This is a genomic window from Tsukamurella paurometabola (assembly GCF_900631615.1).
Classification (GTDB): Bacteria; Actinomycetota; Actinomycetes; order Mycobacteriales; family Mycobacteriaceae; genus Tsukamurella; species Tsukamurella paurometabola_A.
In genome coordinates, this window is sequence record NZ_LR131273.1 from 4,321,751 (window position 1) to 4,337,142 (window position 15,392).

Annotated in this window: 22 protein-coding genes and 1 pseudogene; 13 read left to right on the top strand and 10 right to left on the bottom strand. The window is 67.9% G+C overall.

What is annotated here, in order from left to right; translation table 11 throughout:
• Positions 1–128: 128 nt before the first annotated feature.
• The 3 genes from ELY19_RS21510 to ELY19_RS21520 are packed head-to-tail and all read right to left on the bottom strand — an operon-like array spanning position 129 to position 2,365.
• Positions 129–1,865, bottom strand: a complete 1,737-nt coding sequence (locus ELY19_RS21510) for an AAA family ATPase (RefSeq protein ID WP_126198301.1) — start codon at positions 1,863–1,865, stop codon at positions 129–131.
• A 57-nt stretch (positions 1,866–1,922) separates the two neighbouring features.
• Complete coding sequence (locus ELY19_RS21515; RefSeq protein ID WP_126198302.1) at positions 1,923–2,102, bottom strand: hypothetical protein; 180 nt, start codon at positions 2,100–2,102, stop codon at positions 1,923–1,925.
• Positions 2,103–2,110: 8 nt separating this feature from the next.
• Positions 2,111–2,365, bottom strand: coding sequence for a hypothetical protein (locus ELY19_RS21520; RefSeq protein ID WP_126198303.1), 255 nt, complete (start codon positions 2,363–2,365; stop codon positions 2,111–2,113).
• A gap of 873 nt (positions 2,366–3,238) precedes the next feature.
• On the opposite strand from ELY19_RS21520, the gene ELY19_RS21525 reads away from it, so the two are divergent.
• The 8 genes from ELY19_RS21525 (at position 3,239) to ELY19_RS21560 (ending at position 8,470) form a co-directional block, all read left to right on the top strand.
• Complete coding sequence (locus ELY19_RS21525) at positions 3,239–3,679, top strand: hypothetical protein (RefSeq protein ID WP_126198304.1); 441 nt, start codon at positions 3,239–3,241, stop codon at positions 3,677–3,679.
• Positions 3,676–4,362, top strand: coding sequence for a hypothetical protein (locus ELY19_RS21530; RefSeq protein WP_126198305.1), 687 nt, complete (start codon positions 3,676–3,678; stop codon positions 4,360–4,362). Before ELY19_RS21525 ends, ELY19_RS21530 begins: the two co-directional genes overlap by 4 nt.
• 185 nt (positions 4,363–4,547) lie before the next feature.
• Positions 4,548–5,150, top strand: a complete 603-nt coding sequence (locus ELY19_RS21535) for a recombinase family protein (RefSeq protein ID WP_126198306.1) — start codon at positions 4,548–4,550, stop codon at positions 5,148–5,150.
• Between the two features lie 257 nt (positions 5,151–5,407).
• The gene (locus ELY19_RS24165) at positions 5,408–5,539 is read left to right on the top strand and encodes a hypothetical protein (protein WP_416222729.1); all 132 of its coding nucleotides are present in this window, start codon (positions 5,408–5,410) and stop codon (positions 5,537–5,539) included.
• A 94-nt stretch (positions 5,540–5,633) separates the two neighbouring features.
• A complete protein-coding gene (locus tag ELY19_RS21545; RefSeq protein ID WP_126198308.1) occupies positions 5,634–5,978 on the top strand; it encodes a hypothetical protein in 345 nt (114 codons plus the stop codon).
• 33 nt (positions 5,979–6,011) lie between these two features.
• Positions 6,012–6,707: a hypothetical protein gene (locus ELY19_RS21550; RefSeq protein WP_126198309.1), complete on the top strand. Its 696-nt coding sequence runs from the start codon at positions 6,012–6,014 to the stop codon at positions 6,705–6,707.
• A gap of 48 nt (positions 6,708–6,755) precedes the next feature.
• Positions 6,756–7,535 carry a hypothetical protein gene (locus ELY19_RS21555; RefSeq protein WP_126198310.1) on the top strand — a complete coding sequence of 260 codons (780 nt, stop codon included), beginning with the start codon at positions 6,756–6,758 and terminating at the stop codon, positions 7,533–7,535.
• Between the two features lie 452 nt (positions 7,536–7,987).
• Positions 7,988–8,470: a hypothetical protein gene (locus ELY19_RS21560; RefSeq protein WP_126198311.1), complete on the top strand. Its 483-nt coding sequence runs from the start codon at positions 7,988–7,990 to the stop codon at positions 8,468–8,470.
• 36 nt (positions 8,471–8,506) lie between these two features.
• On the opposite strand, the gene ELY19_RS21565 is transcribed toward ELY19_RS21560, so the two are convergent.
• Both ELY19_RS21565 and ELY19_RS21570 read right to left on the bottom strand, forming a co-directional pair.
• Positions 8,507–9,175: a hypothetical protein gene (locus tag ELY19_RS21565; protein ID WP_126198312.1), complete on the bottom strand. Its 669-nt coding sequence runs from the start codon at positions 9,173–9,175 to the stop codon at positions 8,507–8,509.
• Positions 9,176–9,218: 43 nt separating this feature from the next.
• Complete coding sequence (locus ELY19_RS21570; protein WP_126198313.1) at positions 9,219–9,581, bottom strand: DUF732 domain-containing protein; 363 nt, start codon at positions 9,579–9,581, stop codon at positions 9,219–9,221.
• A gap of 64 nt (positions 9,582–9,645) precedes the next feature.
• Here ELY19_RS21570 and ELY19_RS21575 point away from each other — a divergent pair, with 64 nt between their 5' ends.
• The 3 genes from ELY19_RS21575 to ELY19_RS21585 are packed head-to-tail and all read left to right on the top strand — an operon-like array spanning position 9,646 to position 11,041.
• Positions 9,646–9,864 carry a helix-turn-helix domain-containing protein gene (locus tag ELY19_RS21575; RefSeq protein WP_126198314.1) on the top strand — a complete coding sequence of 73 codons (219 nt, stop codon included), beginning with the start codon at positions 9,646–9,648 and terminating at the stop codon, positions 9,862–9,864.
• A 33-nt stretch (positions 9,865–9,897) separates the two neighbouring features.
• Positions 9,898–10,575 (top strand): AbiV family abortive infection protein, encoded by a 678-nt coding sequence (locus tag ELY19_RS21580; RefSeq protein WP_126198315.1) that lies wholly within the window; start codon positions 9,898–9,900, stop codon positions 10,573–10,575.
• Between the two features lie 34 nt (positions 10,576–10,609).
• On the top strand, positions 10,610–11,041 hold the full coding sequence (locus tag ELY19_RS21585; protein WP_126198316.1) for a hypothetical protein: 432 nt from the start codon (positions 10,610–10,612) through the stop codon (positions 11,039–11,041).
• 47 nt (positions 11,042–11,088) lie between these two features.
• Here ELY19_RS21585 and ELY19_RS21590 read toward each other — a convergent pair whose 3' ends face one another.
• The 5 genes and pseudogenes from ELY19_RS21590 to dapB form a co-directional block, all read right to left on the bottom strand.
• Positions 11,089–12,030, bottom strand: a complete 942-nt coding sequence (locus tag ELY19_RS21590; protein ID WP_126198317.1) for a hypothetical protein — start codon at positions 12,028–12,030, stop codon at positions 11,089–11,091.
• A 23-nt stretch (positions 12,031–12,053) separates the two neighbouring features.
• The gene (locus ELY19_RS21595; RefSeq protein ID WP_126198318.1) at positions 12,054–12,533 is read right to left on the bottom strand and encodes a flavodoxin family protein; all 480 of its coding nucleotides are present in this window, start codon (positions 12,531–12,533) and stop codon (positions 12,054–12,056) included.
• Positions 12,534–12,555: 22 nt separating this feature from the next.
• Positions 12,556–12,786, bottom strand: a pseudogene (locus ELY19_RS21600) (flavodoxin family protein); the annotation flags it as partial.
• On the bottom strand, positions 12,786–13,265 hold the full coding sequence (locus tag ELY19_RS21605) for a hypothetical protein (RefSeq protein WP_227967016.1): 480 nt from the start codon (positions 13,263–13,265) through the stop codon (positions 12,786–12,788). The pseudogene ELY19_RS21600 and the gene ELY19_RS21605, both read right to left, overlap by 1 nt.
• Positions 13,262–14,005, bottom strand: coding sequence for a 4-hydroxy-tetrahydrodipicolinate reductase (gene dapB, locus ELY19_RS21610; protein ID WP_126198320.1), 744 nt, complete (start codon positions 14,003–14,005; stop codon positions 13,262–13,264). Before dapB ends, ELY19_RS21605 begins: the two co-directional genes overlap by 4 nt.
• Before the next feature lie 23 nt (positions 14,006–14,028).
• Here dapB and ELY19_RS21615 point away from each other — a divergent pair, with 23 nt between their 5' ends.
• Positions 14,029–14,409: an MmcQ/YjbR family DNA-binding protein gene (locus ELY19_RS21615; RefSeq protein WP_126198321.1), complete on the top strand. Its 381-nt coding sequence runs from the start codon at positions 14,029–14,031 to the stop codon at positions 14,407–14,409.
• A 10-nt stretch (positions 14,410–14,419) separates the two neighbouring features.
• Positions 14,420–15,391 (top strand): magnesium transporter CorA family protein, encoded by a 972-nt coding sequence (locus ELY19_RS21620; protein WP_126198322.1) that lies wholly within the window; start codon positions 14,420–14,422, stop codon positions 15,389–15,391.
• Position 15,392 lies beyond the last annotated feature (1 nt).

The window sequence follows — 15,392 nt, forward strand, 5'->3', positions numbered from 1 at the left end:
AGCTCGCACGCACCGCACCGAACGGCCCCCTCTCCCAGTTCGTGGCGAGGGGGCCGTGTGTTGTCGGCGAAGCGGGCCACCCAGGCGCGGGGTGAACCTCCTCGCCGTCCGCGCTGGCGGCGAGGAGATCAGGCGTTGTACGGATCGGCAGGGTGCAGCTCGCTCTTGTGCTCGGTTCCCAGGTTCTTGATGGTCGGCGGGGTGGCCTGTAGCTGCCGCGCGATGGAGTCACGAATCGCCTTGCTGCCGATGCCGCCACGCTGGTCCTTCTCCAGTTCCTGGAAGAACCTGACCGACATGCCGGGGTTCTCGCGCACGAGCTTCTGCACCTTGAGGTCGATGTCGCGCTGCTTGTCATCGCGGGCGCGGGCCTTTCGCACCAACCTGGACTCGTCCACGCGGAGTTGGTGATCGTCGTACGACAGCAGTAGAGGCTCGATGCTCACCCCGCCGCGCCCGAAGGCCCAGAACTCACGCGGGTCCGTCAGCGAACCGGTCAGCCGCAGGTAGGACAGCACCGCCATTGAACCCTCGATGGAGCCGTGGCCGCGAGCACCCTTGGTCGGGTCTTTGCCCAGGTGATGCACGAGAACCCAGCCGACCGCGCCGCACTCGGTGACGAGCTGCTCGAAGCCCGTGATGACCCGGCCCACTGCATCGTCGTTCTCCCCGATGCTGAGCGCACCGAGCACCTTGTACAAGCAGTCGATGATGATGAACGACCCCGGCGTGATCCGCTCGCGCCAGCGCGCCCGCACAGCCTCGGTACGCACGTCGGCCAGCGCAGGAGTACCGAGCAGGTCGAACACGTCGAATCTCGCAGCCTCATCCGGCGCGAGCACCCCGTTCGTGACGTACTCCTCGTGCAGCAGGTCCACGCCCATCTCGGTGTCCAGAAGCACCACGCGAGCGTCCTCGGGCAGCTCGGTGTCGAACTGGCCGAGGAACTTGTCGCCGCTGATCAGCGCGCGGACCAGCTCCATGACGGCGGTGGACTTGCCCGCCTTCTTCTCGGCGAACAGACCGAGCCCCAGTCCGTACGGCAGCAGATCGTGAACGATCTGGCGGGGTGTCTGACGGACGTACTCGGCAAGGTTGATCGGCTCGGGGATGGCCAGCGAGCACGCCGCGCGGGCAGCCTTGGCCTCGCTCCCCCGCTCGCTGGCCACGAGCCGGGCCTCGGCGTCCCAGGTCTCCACCAGCTCGACCGAGCGAGCCGTCGCCGCCTTCGTGGCCCGTGGCAAGGTCCTGATCTGGTCGGCGGTCAGGCCCGCCTCGATCAACTGGCCGGGGGTCAGCGTGGTCGGGCGCTCGCTGCCCCGCCTGGCCCCTCGCGCAACGGTGTTGAGTTCCCGGGCCACTGCCTCCCACGCCTCGCCGTGCCGCTCGTGCTCGACCAGATCGACCAGCGCGACTCGGTAAGCGGGGTGCACTCCGCCGAGCGCGGCGCGGACGGTGTGCAGGTCGGCCCCCGCCCGCTGCGGCGGATTCCACACGCGCCCACGTCCGCGACACCACGCGACCACCTCACCGTTGGTAGGCGGAGCCGGGAAGTCCATCCCGGCACGCCGCAGGTCCGCGACCCGCACGGCGGCCAGCGCGCCGAGAGCCTCGGCCGCACGGTTGTCGAACAGCCCCAGCTCGGAGTCGTACTGGTCGCGCACGAACGCACCGGGAACAAACTCGGCGGGCTCGCTGGCTCCATCGGCCGTGGTGGAGCTGGTATTCTGAGACACGATCATTCCTTCGTCGTGGAGGCGAGTGGTCGCGGATGCTGGAAACTCCGAAGCAAGGCCCCGTTCCCCGAGAACGGGGCCTTGTTGCATGTCGGGGTAGGTGTTCCGGCTCCGCACGACCGACGCCATACGGGCGATCTACGGTGCGCGGCACGTGATGGGCGAGCGTGGGCCGGGGCCGATGCCTCAGCCGCCCACCGCGCCAGCCCGGCGCGTGAGGCTGCGGAACAGTTCTCCGGCCCGGCGCAGCTCGTCGTCGGTGAACGCCGACATGGTGGCCGCCAGCCACTCCCGCGAGCCGGTCTCCCCCGCTCGCACTGCGGAACCGGCCCGGTCGCTGGCAGGGAGCGGGGTGGACCCCGCCACGGGCGCGCTCACTGTCGCGGCCCGGTGAACGCCTCGGGCACGGTCTCGGGGTCGTACCGGCGCATGAGGCCGTCGATGTCCTCCGGCCGGAACCGGATCGGCGCGCGGGAGCTGGGACCGGCGCGGAATGCGCGCAGGGAGCCGTCGGCCACGCGGTTCATGAAGAAGTCGCGGCTGAGCTTGGTGCGAGCGGTGACCTCGGCCATCGTCTCGTAGACGGGTAGCGCGGACTTCGCCGCTTCGGTGGGGGCAGTAGAACTCACGATGAATCGCTCTCGCTGGAAACGAGTTCCTCGAAGCGGGCGCGGGGCTGCTACGTGGGCGGAAGCGGTGGCGTGAAGAGGTCGGGAACCGGGGCGCGTGGTGCGGACCCCTATGCCGGGCGGAGCCGGCGACCTACTGAATACCGTACAGGACCCATCCGCTCTCGTTCAAGCACCGGCGCGCCGAATACCGTTGCGGGACATACATTCCCTACCAGAGTCGGTGTTGTACTACCCCACGCTCGGCCGCCGTCCACACCGGCGGAACCTCCAGGAGTTCGAGCCTGTGGAGACGGTCTACGTCCTGCTGCGGCCGTGCGTCAGAGTGTGTCAAACACGCCTGCCGCGCCACCCCCTCAGAGGCGCAGTGCGGCAAGCATCGCTGCCGCACTGGCGCACTCCCCAGGAAATGCCGCTCTACCTGCGCCAACACCCTTTTCGCATCGCTCCTTCCCGGATTCAACGCGGCAGTGCGTCAGAGTGCGGCAAAAATCACCTTGCCGCACTAAACCACCAGGTAGAGACCTGTTTCTCGGGAAAGTGCGTCACGAGTGCGGCAAGTATCGGAAGTGAGTGCGGCAAGTGCGTCCGGTGTCTATAGGACACCGCGCTTGCCGCGCACGTGCCGCACCGGTCACAGAGCCCCCATCGGTGGGTGGTGACGAAGAACAGCGACGGCGGCCAGGAGGTGGTCGTGATCTACCCCGCTCGGAGTCCGTAATCCGCGCCGTGGCACGCGGCACTGACCCGAGTTGGCATGGCGGGGTCAGTGGTGGAGGCGGGGTCAGCGTGCGTGGCGGAATCCCGTGCAACACAACGCCTACCAGAGTCGGCGATGTGGAAATGTACACGTGCATGAGGCAAGCTTGCGGCATGGCTCCCGTTATGCCGACCCGACTTTCCCGTGAACGCGCGGAGAAGGCACACGTCCTGCGCGCCTGCGGCCTGAGCTGGAACGAGATCGCACGCAAGCTCGACTACAAATCTCACGGCGCAGTTCAACGCGCAGTTGAGCGACACCGGGCGCGAAACCCGGTTCCCGACGCCGAGGAAACCCTGACCAACATCTTGGCGCTGCGGGCGCGGCGAACCCACAACGGTGAAACTCTGCTCGCGCGGGCGGCCGCGTCGGGCGACCTGGCGGGGTGGGCGAGCTTGCACCGGACGCTGACCACGCAGGATGTCGACACCTTGAGGCTCTACGGATTGCACAGTCCCGAACGTCACCAACACCTCGTCGCGGTCACGACGAGCGACGTGCTCGACCGGTTGCAGGACGAACTCAGCAACGTCATCGAAGGGACCGTCGAATGAGCACGACGACCGAACAGCGAAAGACAGTCATGCAGCAGGCCGTCCGGCTCGCGCGATTGATAGCCGAACGCGACCTGGAGCAGCAGGTATTGGACACGGTTGCGGCGGGGTTGGAGTCGAACATCGCCGTCGCGGAGGGTACCCAGACACCCGAACAGATCGAGACCGACCTCTCGACAGAGCTGACGGCACTGTTCGGCTCGACCGGTGCCGACCGGCCCGGGTGGCTTCGCCGGATGCACGCCGAGGTGGCCCGACGCCATCTCGAAACCCTCGACCTGCGAGGGCAAATCGAACTGCTCGACAAGATTCAGTGGAGCAATATCGGCACACCGACCACCTACGCGCCCGCACGGGCGCTCAGCGCGCCGCTGCTGGACGATCCCGATGCGGGGGCTACCCACGGACCCCTGACCGGCACCGACGCGCCAGACGGCGACTCGGCCGCCTTCGACGGCGGCGTCGAGGTGATCGAGGCCGAGCTGGTCGAGGCAGTCGAGCCCAGCCCCGAGGTCGTAGGTCAGATCACACCGTCGGTGACGCGGTACCGGATGCCCGAGGGGCATTCTTACGTCGATGGGCGCGGGGCGGGGTTCATGGGCACGCTGGGGCGACCGCGTGGCAGCGGCACCATCGAGATCGTCAGCAGCTCGGAGCATTTGACCGACCAGCGCGGGCGCTGAGGTCGTAGAGCGTTACCCTGGGCACCACCGCGCCATGATGGCCGCCTGTCACCCTGTCTCAGAACTTTAGTTTTGGGATGCCCGAGCGCACGACCTGGACCGCGAGCATCTCACCAGCTCACCAGTCCCGAAAGTTGTCTTGTATCGAAATGGCGTGCGGGAGACTTTCGGGATAGTATTCGGCCATGACCACCGACTCGCTCTCCACCACTGGCACCACCTCCGGCGTGGTGCTGGGATATGCCCGCGTCAGCACCGGCCACCAGTCGCTCGATCAGCAGCTCGACGCCCTGCGAGACGCGGGGGTGCCGACCGACCGGGTGTACACCGACAAGCTCACCGGTACGTCAACTAAGGAGCAGCGGCCCGGTCTGTCCGCGCTGCTGGACTACGCGCGCGAGGGCGACACCATCGTCGTCATCGGCATCGACCGTCTCGGCCGCAGCGTGGCCGAGGTGATGACCACGATTCGCAACCTCGACCAGCGCGGGGTGGTGATCAAGGCGCTCCGTGAGGGCGTGGACAGCTCCACGGCGACCGGCCGGATGGTCATGGGCGTCATGGCCTCGCTGGCTGAGCTGGAGCTGGAGATACAGCGCGAACGCCGGGCGGCTGCGAAGGCGGCGCGTAAGGCCCGCAACCTGCCCATCGGTCGTCCCCCGGCCCTGACCCCGCAGCAGGTCGCGATGGCGGCCCGCATGCAGGCGAGCGGCGAGCCGGTGCCCGAGATCGCGAAGACGTTCGGCGTCGGCCGGGCAACGATGTACCGCTTACTCAAGGAGAGCTAGGGCCGTGTAGGCACAGGTTCGGGCGCGGGGCACCACACCCGCGCCCTCGCGCCCCGTTTAACGGGGAACCGACAAGGCCGACGGTTGCAGGCAATCACGTTGCGCCACAGTAAAATACCGACTGTTACCAGTAGTGTGAACGCGCCCTCGCGTGCAACGATGGCCCCGTGAACGCCCAAGATTCCCCACAAGAATCGCCACCGGTCTGGCTGACGACGGCCGAGGCCGCCGAACGTGCGCGCGTGAGCGAATGGACTGTGCGGCAGTACATCCGAACTGGTCGCCTTTGCGGCTATCGGTTGGGTGGGGGCACCGGGCATCTGCGCGTCCGCACGGCCGACATCGACGCTCTCATGATCGCGGTAGAACCCACGAGGCGGCGAGCATGACCGCCGTCTTTGTGTCTGGCCGCCAGTGGCGTTCACAACTGCGCGACCTGTTCCAGCACTTCCGTTTCTGGGCCTCGGAGACTCGGAGAACACCATGACCAGCACCACGAACCACACCACCAGCGACATCGACACCTCGATGTTCCTGAACGATCCCGACCCTGCCCTCGTCACCGAGGCGAAGGCCGCCGTCCTCGCTGCCCTCGACGCCGCGCCGGGGTCCGTCATCGAGCGCGCCTGCCTCGCCCGCACGCTCTCGAAGGAGTTGACCGCTTCCGCACAGCCCGGCGCGTTCTCGGCCTTCGACATGGCCCTCTGGTGGTTGCACGGGGCCAGCCACCTCTCGGTCGTCCACGTCGGCACGAGGACCGTGATCGTTGGAGACCCGCTGGTCAAGCCGCTGGACCAGCCCCGCGTCCGCGCGTACTTGGTCGCGTAACGACCCACCCCGACCCGAGAGACGAGGACCACCATGAAGAAGATCACCAGAGGCAGCCGCCGCCGACCCATGCCGCTCAAGGTCGCACCCACCAAGCTCACACAGACCGAGCAGCGGCAACGACGCCGCACCCACCAGCTCCACGTGCTCGACGGCGAGTTCGACCTGAGCACCGAGGTGGCCGCCGTTGTGGGACCGGTGGCCGTCGCGCTCGCCGCCGAGCCGAACCCCGCCAGCGGAGCGGCCCGCGAGGCGGTGGAGAACATCTCCGCCGCCGTGGACGCCCTCGCCCGCGAGGTGGGCGACATGGTGGCCGACCACCGCAGCCGTGCCGCCGCCGTCGGTGACCGAGGCGCGGCTCGGAGCGCCGTCCGCGAGCTGGTTCGCCGCCCTGTCCCCGCCATCACCGACGACGAGCTGCGCGGCGGATCATGGGCGGGGGCGCTGACCGAGTTCGTCGCACCCCTGGCCGCACCACTCGCGCGCATCCTCGGCGCTGCCGCACAGGACCGCACGCGGGTGCCCGCCGAGAGCGATGCCGTGATCGACGCACTGCGCGGGGTCGATAGGTCGGTGCTGTCACTGGAACGGAAGATCACCGCCGCCCGCCGGTGGCGCGCCAGCCGCCCGAACCCCGAGCAGTCCCAGGCCGCGCGAGGTCGCGATATGAGCGGGGTGATCGCCGAACTCGACCGCCTCGGAATCGCCCACAACGACCTCACCGCGTGACATGAATAACGTTGTACACCAATAGTTTTCAATGAGAGAAGGTATCCGATGACCGCCCCCAACGAGACCCTGAACCCGGTCGAGTACGAAGCGCCCCTGGTCAACCCGACGAGCACGGGCCTCTACGCGGGGACCACGTGGGTTTCGGACGCCAGCGCCGACGTACCGCGTTGGCTCGCGTCTGGTGTCCGGTTCCGCCAGCACAACTACGGCGGCGGGGATGCCGTCGGACTGTGGGATGTTCCGTGGTGTGGCGACCCCGGCGACGCACTCAAGGACGGCGACCGGCCCGAGCAGCCCGACCCCCACGACCCCGTGGTGGTGTGGTCCTACGACGAGTGCGACCCGACCGCGCAGTCGCAGGCTGAGATCGAGCTGCGCGTGCTCCAGAACCTCCGGCTTCACGAGGAACTTCTGGTCGAGCGCGAGTTCGCGGGCCGGGCACTGATCGACGCGGGGACGCCGACCACGGCCCCGAACATCGTGGAGGCTGTCGGCAAGCTGGAGGAACTTCTCGGCGCGACCAACACCCTCGGCTACCTGCACGCCTCGCCGCGCTGGGCCGCCTATGCGGCATCGCAGAACCTGCTCATCCGCAACGGGTCCAAGCTGGTCACCCCGCTGGGCCACACCTGGGTGTTCGGCGGGGGCTACCCGCTGGTGCTCGGCGACACCATCGTGGCCACCTCGCCCACTGCGGGGTGGCGCACTGCGGCGGCCGAGTTCAAGACGCTGGAGGTGCAGCGCGACAACATCGCCGCCGCCATCGCGGAACGCAGCGTGCTCATCGGCTACGAGCACGCCATCGGCGCGGTCACCGTCGGGTAGGACGGCGCACACAGACTTGTCGTGAGCAGCGCGCGACCGGCCTGGCCCGTGGAAACCCGGTCGGCTCGCGCGCGCCCGACGAGAGCGGGCGCGGGGGTGGTCTCACTACCTGGGCGGTGCTGGTTTCGGACCGACCGCCGACCCCCGCGCCCGCAACCCCTTCCCCGTCTACAGCGACCCGCCACCGCATCGCACGTCACGTGTCGCAATCGCCCCGATGAGGAGAGAAGATCATGCAATTCACCACTGGCCGCGCCTACCGCGCCGCATCTCCCCGTAGCGCGTCCCTGCGCGCCAGCGCCGCGGCGGGGTCGAGCACCAGGGCTGCACCTCGCACCACGGCGCGCACCGTCCCAACGGCGCGAAAGTACAGCGGCGGGGTACCCGCACCCACGGTGGCGAGGATCGACCCTGGACGGCGCGCCCTAGCTCATCACGAGGCGGGTCACGCCGTGGTGGCCACGGTCCTCGGTGGCACCGTGACCAAGGCGTACCTGCTCCCTGACGACGACCCTTCGAGTGATGGCGGCCGGTGCTATGTCACCAATCTCCCTCCGCACGCGGAGGCGGCGTACTTCTATGGGGGCAGCTTCGCCGAGGCCTACGCGGCCCACGGTGGCCCCCCGACACCGGCCCACGTGCGCCGCGTCGTGCTCGCGAACACTCGCGACCACGCCGCCCTCGTCGCTGCTGGCGACCCTCGACCCAGCGACGTGCCGCGCATCATTTCGACCTGCTGGCAGTCGATTGATGGGCTCGCGAAGAAGCTCTACACCGAGGGCACCATCGGCCAGCCCGACGTGGACACCGCCCTCGGGCTGCCCGACGCCGAGCGTGATCCTGAGGCACGCGCGCACGCCCTCGCCGCCATCCGCGCGGGGTCGGTGCCCGGCACCTTCGAGGTCATCTCTCGCGACTCGGCGTGGAAGCTATGACAGGCCCGTCCGCTCCCACCCGGGGCTCACTTGTACCTATTTGATGAGCTGCCAGCCGTCAGCGGGACGAGTCCATTCGACGCGGTACGTCCCCTCCGGCACGCCGTCAGCCATCACCGCGTATCCGATTGCCTTCGGTCCACCGTTCGTCTTCCCGATTGGCAAGTAGATGTTCGGTCCGCCCACCTTGCTGGAGTTCGTCGGGACCCCGATGAGCTGGGGATTCATTGCGCCGTGGCATTCGATGTCGGAGAGCGCAGGATCCTGGGAGAGGTCAAGATTCGTCACCACTTGGCCGTTGTTCGCAATCAGGTCGATGTTCGACTGCCAGAGCCACTGCGAACTCTTGTAGTCGCCGGTCTCGACCTTCGCGACGAACCGGACCGCGTTGACGATCACGTCTGTGGGGCCTTCGGAGCCAGCGAGCTTGGAAGCTGAAATGCTGTCGCACCCAGTCGCATCCAGCTTGAGCGGGGTGATCTTGACGATGCGCTTGCCGCTCGCATCCTTGACCTCGACCGGTTGGCCCCATTCAGCCTCAATCGCGCCCCGAGCGTTCTTGTTCGGCGCACCTTCTGACGCAGCGGCCGGGACCGGGGCGGTTGACGTGGCCCCGGTGTCCGAGGCGGTGCCGTCGCCACAACCGGTCAGCGCGGCGGCCATCCCCGCCGTGAGCACTGCGATGGTGATGTTCTTGGTGTTCATGGGTGTCCTCTGCTGGTCTGGTGGGTTGGTGTCGAGGCGGGCTCTACCGCCCGCCCGCCGCCTGCCACAACGAGTACGACAGTCGTGCCTCAGTCACAGTCTTGCCCTTCTGATCAGGACACAGTCGCGCGGATGCCGAACTGACCATCGTCACCAGGAACCGATTGCCGCCCTGGAACTTCGATGCGGCCTCCCACGCAGTTGCGCCCCCACGCATGTCAGTGCACACCTGGTGGCCCACACGGACGAGGGCGGCGTCGTTGGCACCAGCGGGGAGCGGACCGGCGAACATCTTGACCTCACCGAGGTATGCAGACTCGGCTGGCGTGAACGCATTGGCAGCAGGGGCAACTGTGGCAGCGATGCCGACGGCAAGGACTGCGGACAAAACCGACTTCTTGATCATGACGGAGATGCTACTTATCAGTCTGTAGACCTACAAGTAGCAGGTCGGCAGAGTCGATGACGCTATGGAAGGCGAACTACAGCGCGCGCTTGGGCGTAACTTGCGTGCGTACCGCGCGGAGCGGGAGCTGAGCCAAGAAGCCTTCGCAGACGTGCTGGGCGTCCACCGGACCTACATGGGCGGGCTGGAGCGCGGCGAGCGGAACCTCACCTTGCGCTCCGTCGAGAAGATCGCCGACACCCTCCAGCTCGACCCGCTCGAGTTGCTGCGCGACAAGGGCTGACGACACGCCCCGCGAGGTGGCAGAGTCGGCGGAATGACGCTCAGGTTGTCCGCCGCGCGCGCTCGCGAGTTCTGGCACGCCCTGATGGCGAACGCCGTCGGTCTCATCGAGGACGCGGCGACTCTGCTCGCCGCAGGTTCGGCGGGCCGCGCACAGTCCCTGCTCGTGCTCGCCCTGGAGGAGTTGGCCCGCGCCGATGCCGTGTACTGGGCATCCCTAACGGCCTGGGAGGGCGAAGCGGACACCGTGGAGCTCGCCCCCGTCGAGGAGGGCGGCAAGCACCTTTCGGTGTCGAACTCCCACCGCGACAAGATCGAGCACGCGGAACGGAACGCGCTCAACCTGGGGCCGTTCTGGGGCGACTACAGCGGGTGGGCACCCGGCGAGGAGCGCCCCGTGCCGCGCGTCCCCAAGGAAGTAGACGAGGCCAAGCAAGCCGGGTTCTACGTCGCGAACAGGCAGCGCAACGGTGGTGGATTCGCATCGCCGCTGGACATCGAGAAGGAGCCCGTGACTGCCGAGCTGGAGCGTGTCGCACAGCTCGCCGAGATGGCCTTGATCGAGGACCACACCAGAAAGCAGGACCTCGGCACCGCGACCGAGGACAGCGCGCAGGATCTCCACTGGAAGGTCATCCCGTACGCGCACCGAGAGATGTTCCGGACGGTGTACGGCGACCTGCGCGACGCCGAGCCCGAGACCGGCGACTAGATCGCGTGTCGGTGGTCGGCCATACCCTCTGGGCATGGCTGACACCTGGAACACCCGAGACCTTCCCGTACTTCGCGCAGCAGTCGAGTTCTACGACGAACACGGCCATTCCCCAATGGCGAACGAGCTTGCACAGCTAACCGGGTTCGAGGAGAAGGACGTGCAGCGAGCGTTGCGAGCACTCGCTCTCGAACCGTTCTTCGATGATGTGATGTACGTGGCCAGCGGAGACGTAATCGTCGGGGCACCGACCGGGAACGCCCTCCGCGTAGTCGGGCAATGGCCAACGCCCGAGGCCCAGCTCGATCGGCTGATCGCTGCGATCGAGGCTGTGGCGGCAGACGAGGCCCAACCGGAGGAGGAGCGGAGCAAAGCTCGGCAACTCGGAATGTCCCTCAAGGGCGCCCTCTACCAGGTCGCCATCGGAGCCCTCGGCGGCGCAGGCGGCAACATCATGTCGGGCTAGAACGACCTCACGCCGCTTGAGCTACGGCGCAACTGGATCGCTTCCGGCTAGTACCTATTCACCGACGGCAACGGGGGCCAGTCGGTCTCCCCTGCCACCGCGACACCGTCGGGATCGACTGTGAATCCGCCCCACCCGGTCGTACCGAGCTCGGCCCTGAGCCGATGCGCCTCGCAGCGTTTGCGACGGTATGAGCCCGGCACTGGATTGCCGTTCTCGTCCCAGTCGGGACGAGGGTTCTCCTCGTATTCCCAACTGGCGAACTCGTTCCGCTTACTGATGTACTCGCCCAGTTCGATCCGTACAGCGTCCTCAACCTGCCGCCAGAACCAATCGTGGAACACGGCCGCCCGCTGGCCATACTTCTCCAGCAGCGGCAGGAACTCCACGTCGTCGTCCTGGGTACGCAGGAACCGCTTGGCGGGGCCGCCCCACCTCGTGTACTTGTCCAGCTCGGAACGCTTCAACTCGACTCTGTTGGTCCAGACCGTGGGGCCGCCACCTGACCACTGCATCTTGGTTCCCATCGACATGACCGGGACGGAGTAGTGGACGGTGAAGTTCCGCAGATCGAACAGGAACTTGATGTCGTCGTCACCGAACAGCTCGGTCACCTTCGACTCGTACACGTCCCGCTCCCACACGGTTCGACGGTCGTCGTTATCGCGCCTCTCCCCCTCCGGCAGCCGCTCCGGCCAGATGCGGCGGTGGGTGGATCGCTGAACGTCCCGCAGCGTGGCGACCGAGGCGATGTAGTTATGGAAGTACCGCACGGCCTCGTGCTCGAACTCATCCGGCAGGTCGTTGACGTGCATGGGGTTGCCGACGAACTGGCCGATGTGGTTCGCCAGTTCGTTGCCGTTAGCCGAGAACAGCCGCGAGACGCGGTTCAGCGAGTCGAACATCTCGAAGTGCGCCCTGCCGGGCAACGCCGCGAGGTGGGCGAGCCGCTGTTCCCGCTCCACCGCCCAGTTCGCCTTCCAGCTCATACCCTCGTCGCTCGCGCCCTGCATCACCCCTCCATGAGCTGCGCAGCGACCGTCGCGCCGAGGTTCCAGCACGCCTCCAGATCGGCCTTCGAGGGCTTGCCGGACACGACGACGTTGGGCGTGACCTTCTCCCAGCCGAGGCCGCCGGTGATCGAATCGGCCGCCCGCTCGGCCCCCTCGGTGCCCTCGTTGCCGTGGACGTAGAAGCCCCACGGCCGCCCCCGCGTGGAGTCGAGGCACGGGTAGTAGATGTTGTCGAGCCCGTGCTTGAGCGCGCCGCTGAGGTACCCGAGGTTCGCCGGGGTGCCGAGCACGTAGCCGTCGGCCTCCAGCGCGTCGGCGGGCGACAGCGTGAGCGCGGCACGCCGCACGACTTCCACACCCTCGATGTCAGGATCGGTCGCCCCCGCCAGCACGGCCTCGAACATCTCCTGGCAGTGGGGCGAAGGCGTGTGGTGCACGATCAGGAGGCGGCGCGGGGCGACGGAATCAGGCGCTGACATGGGCAGACTCCCTATTACAGGGGTATTTGACATTGAAGTGCTTGAGCGCGCCCGACATGTACCCCAGGTTCGCGGGCGAGCCGAGGACGTAGCCGTCGGCGGCCAGCACGTCCGAGGCGGTGACCGACAGGGCGGCGCGGCGCACCACCTCCACCCCTTCGATCTCGGGATCGGTGGCGCCCGCGATCACCGCCTCGAACATCTCCTGGCAGGCGGGAGACGGGGTGTGGTGGATCACGAGGAGCACGGCCATCAGCGGGACTTCTTCTCCATCGAGACGGCCTTGGTCATCCAGTCCCGCGCTCGGGAGCGGTCACCGGCGTAGTCGTAGGCCCGGGCGAGGCGATAGGCATTGACCCACGACTCGGGCTCGGCCTCGTATTCAGCCTTGACCTGCGCGAACAACTCGTCGGCGGCGTCGCGCTGCACGCGACCCGACGGCATCTTCGGCAAATCCGAGACGTCGAGATCGCGGCCCATCGCCCTGGCGGACGCGGCCAGCTTCTGGTGCGCGTAGCCGTTGCTGAGGACGGACCACAGGATCCACAGCCCCACGAGTCCGACGAGCACCATGCCGAAGGCGAGCCCCAGGTTCGCACCGCCGCCGCGCCGGGCGATCATCCACGCCCACGCGCCGATCAGACCGATGTACATGAGCATCGCGACCGCGAGGAACCCGATGACCAACAGCTGGCCCAGGTTCCCCCGGTCTCGGCGCTCCACGGGGCTCACAGGTCCATGAACGGCTCGATGCCGACCGTGAGGCCCGGCCGCGAGGAGATGCCGCGCACGCCGAGCAGCACGCCGGGGATGAACGAGCTGCGGTCGAGCGAGTCGTGCCGGATGGTCAGGGTCTCGCCCTGGGTGCCCAGCAGCACCTCCTGGTGCGCGACGAGGCCGGCGACGCGTACCGAGTGCACGCGGACACCGTCGACGCGGGCGCCGCGGGCGCGGTCGAACTCCGCGGAGGTGGCGTCGGGCATCTTCCCGCGGCCCGCCTCCTCACGCGCCTCGGCGATCAGCTCCGCGGTACGCGTGGCGGTGCCCGACGGCGCGTCCGCCTTGTAGGGGTGGTGCAATTCGATGATCTCGACGGAGTCGAAGTACTTCGCGGCCTGTGCGGCGAAGCGCATCGTCAGCACGGCGCCGATGGCGAAGTTCGGGGCGATGAGCACGCCCACCCCGGGCTTCTCGGCGAGCCACTCGCGCACCGTGTCGAGCCGGTCGTCGGTGAATCCGGTGGTGCCGACCACCGCGTGAATCCCGTTGTCGATGAGGAACTTCAGGTTGTCCATCACCACGTCGGGGTGGGTGAAATCGATGACCACCTGCGTGTCCGAGTCGAGGAAGCCGGTCAGCATGTCCCCCGCGTCCACCGTGGCGCTCAGCGCCAGATCATCGGCCGCCTCCACGGCATCGACCATGGCGCGGCCCACCTTGCCGCCGGATCCCAACACACCCACGTTCAGCATGCGCCCGACGATACCCTTGCTCCGTGACGACCCGACCGGACGTTCCCGACGAATGGATCGACCGCCTCGCCGACATCCTCGAGGCCTTCCCGGAGTGCGTCGCCGACCGGGCCTGGGTGGGCACGCGCTGGCGCGTCCGCGGATCGACGGTGGCGCACGTGTTCGGCGGGGAGGACCAGCGGTTCCGGCTGATCTTCCGGGCCGAGCCGGGCGAGGTGCCGGCGTTCGAGAACCTCGGCGATCCCTACTTCCGCGTCAACTGGGGCGAGAGCACGGTCGGCATCATCGTCGACGAGCACACGGACTGGGACGAGGTCGCCGAGTTGCTGACCGACTCCTACTGCGTGCAGGCGCCCGCGGCACTCGCGGCGCAGGTCGAGCGACCGGAGGCCGACGAGCCCTAGTGTTGGCGCCATGGACGTGACCATCCGGACCTTCGTCGGCGACACGGACGCCTGCTTCGACGTCGTGCACCACGCCGCCACGGAGGCCGCGACCCGAGCGCTCGCGGCGCCGTCGAGCCTGATCTGGGTGGACGTCCTCGACCCGACGGAGGCGGAGTTCGTCCCCTTCGTGGAGGCGATGAAGCTGGACAAGCTGGCCGTGGAGGACGCGCTCACGGTGCACGAACGCCCCAAGTCCGTGCGGTACGGCGAGATCATGTTCGTGACGGCGTACACGCTGACCGAGGACGGTGCGACGAGCCGGCTCTCGCTGTTCCTGTTCGAGCACGGTGTGTTGACGGTGCGCCTGGGCCACGGCTTCCCCGTCGACGATGTCGCGGAGAACATCTCGGACAACGCGGATCTGCTGCAGTACGGCCCGAAGTCGCTGGAGCTGATGTTGCTGGACGCGGTCGTCGACGGCTACACGGCCCGGATCACGACGGTCGACGAACGGCTCGACGACGTGGAATCGATCCTGTTCGACGGCCGCTCGAGCGACCGCGTCTCCCAGATCACCTTCGACCTGCACAAGCAGGTGGGAGAGCTGCGCCGCATCGTACTGCCGATGCGCGACGTGGTGGGCTCGGTCCTGCGCCGGGTGTCGGCGGCGCCCGACCTGCACGCGTTGCTCCCCTACGCCGAGGACGTCTACGACCACACGATGCGCGCCGCTGACTGGACCGAGGGCCTGCGCGACGCCGTCGAATCGGTGCGCTCGACCAACCTGGCACTGGTCGACAACCAGCTCAACACGGTGATGAAGAAGCTCACCAGTTGGGCCGCGATCATCGCGGTGCCCACCGCGATCACCGGCTACTTCGGCCAGAACGTGCCGTACCCCGGCTTCGGTCAGGCCTGGGGCTTCTGGCTCAGCCTGGTGACGATGCTGCTCCTGGCCGGAGGCCTGTATGTCGCGTTCCGGCGCCGCGGCTGGCTCTGAG

What these genes read in the sequence shown, in the direction of transcription:
- ELY19_RS21525 (WP_126198304.1), top strand. Translation starts at nt 3,239, where the DNA reads ATGGCTCCCGTTATGCCGACCCGACTTTCCCGTGAACGCGCGGAGAAG.
- ELY19_RS21545 (WP_126198308.1), top strand. Translation starts at nt 5,634, where the DNA reads ATGACCAGCACCACGAACCACACCACCAGCGACATCGACACCTCGATG.
- ELY19_RS21570 (WP_126198313.1), bottom strand. Translation starts at nt 9,581, where the DNA reads ATGATCAAGAAGTCGGTTTTGTCCGCAGTCCTTGCCGTCGGCATCGCT.
- ELY19_RS21580 (WP_126198315.1), top strand. Translation starts at nt 9,898, where the DNA reads ATGACGCTCAGGTTGTCCGCCGCGCGCGCTCGCGAGTTCTGGCACGCC.
- ELY19_RS21565 (WP_126198312.1), bottom strand. Translation starts at nt 9,175, where the DNA reads ATGAACACCAAGAACATCACCATCGCAGTGCTCACGGCGGGGATGGCC.
- ELY19_RS21530 (WP_126198305.1), top strand. Translation starts at nt 3,676, where the DNA reads ATGAGCACGACGACCGAACAGCGAAAGACAGTCATGCAGCAGGCCGTC.
- ELY19_RS21550 (WP_126198309.1), top strand. Translation starts at nt 6,012, where the DNA reads ATGAAGAAGATCACCAGAGGCAGCCGCCGCCGACCCATGCCGCTCAAG.
- ELY19_RS21510 (WP_126198301.1), bottom strand. Translation starts at nt 1,865, where the DNA reads ATGGCGTCGGTCGTGCGGAGCCGGAACACCTACCCCGACATGCAACAA.
- ELY19_RS21535 (WP_126198306.1), top strand. Translation starts at nt 4,548, where the DNA reads ATGACCACCGACTCGCTCTCCACCACTGGCACCACCTCCGGCGTGGTG.
- ELY19_RS21585 (WP_126198316.1), top strand. Translation starts at nt 10,610, where the DNA reads ATGGCTGACACCTGGAACACCCGAGACCTTCCCGTACTTCGCGCAGCA.
- ELY19_RS21575 (WP_126198314.1), top strand. Translation starts at nt 9,646, where the DNA reads ATGGAAGGCGAACTACAGCGCGCGCTTGGGCGTAACTTGCGTGCGTAC.
- ELY19_RS21555 (WP_126198310.1), top strand. Translation starts at nt 6,756, where the DNA reads ATGACCGCCCCCAACGAGACCCTGAACCCGGTCGAGTACGAAGCGCCC.
- ELY19_RS21595 (WP_126198318.1), bottom strand. Translation starts at nt 12,533, where the DNA reads ATGTCAGCGCCTGATTCCGTCGCCCCGCGCCGCCTCCTGATCGTGCAC.
- dapB (WP_126198320.1), bottom strand. Translation starts at nt 14,005, where the DNA reads ATGCTGAACGTGGGTGTGTTGGGATCCGGCGGCAAGGTGGGCCGCGCC.
- ELY19_RS21620 (WP_126198322.1), top strand. Translation starts at nt 14,420, where the DNA reads ATGGACGTGACCATCCGGACCTTCGTCGGCGACACGGACGCCTGCTTC.
- ELY19_RS21590 (WP_126198317.1), bottom strand. Translation starts at nt 12,030, where the DNA reads ATGAGCTGGAAGGCGAACTGGGCGGTGGAGCGGGAACAGCGGCTCGCC.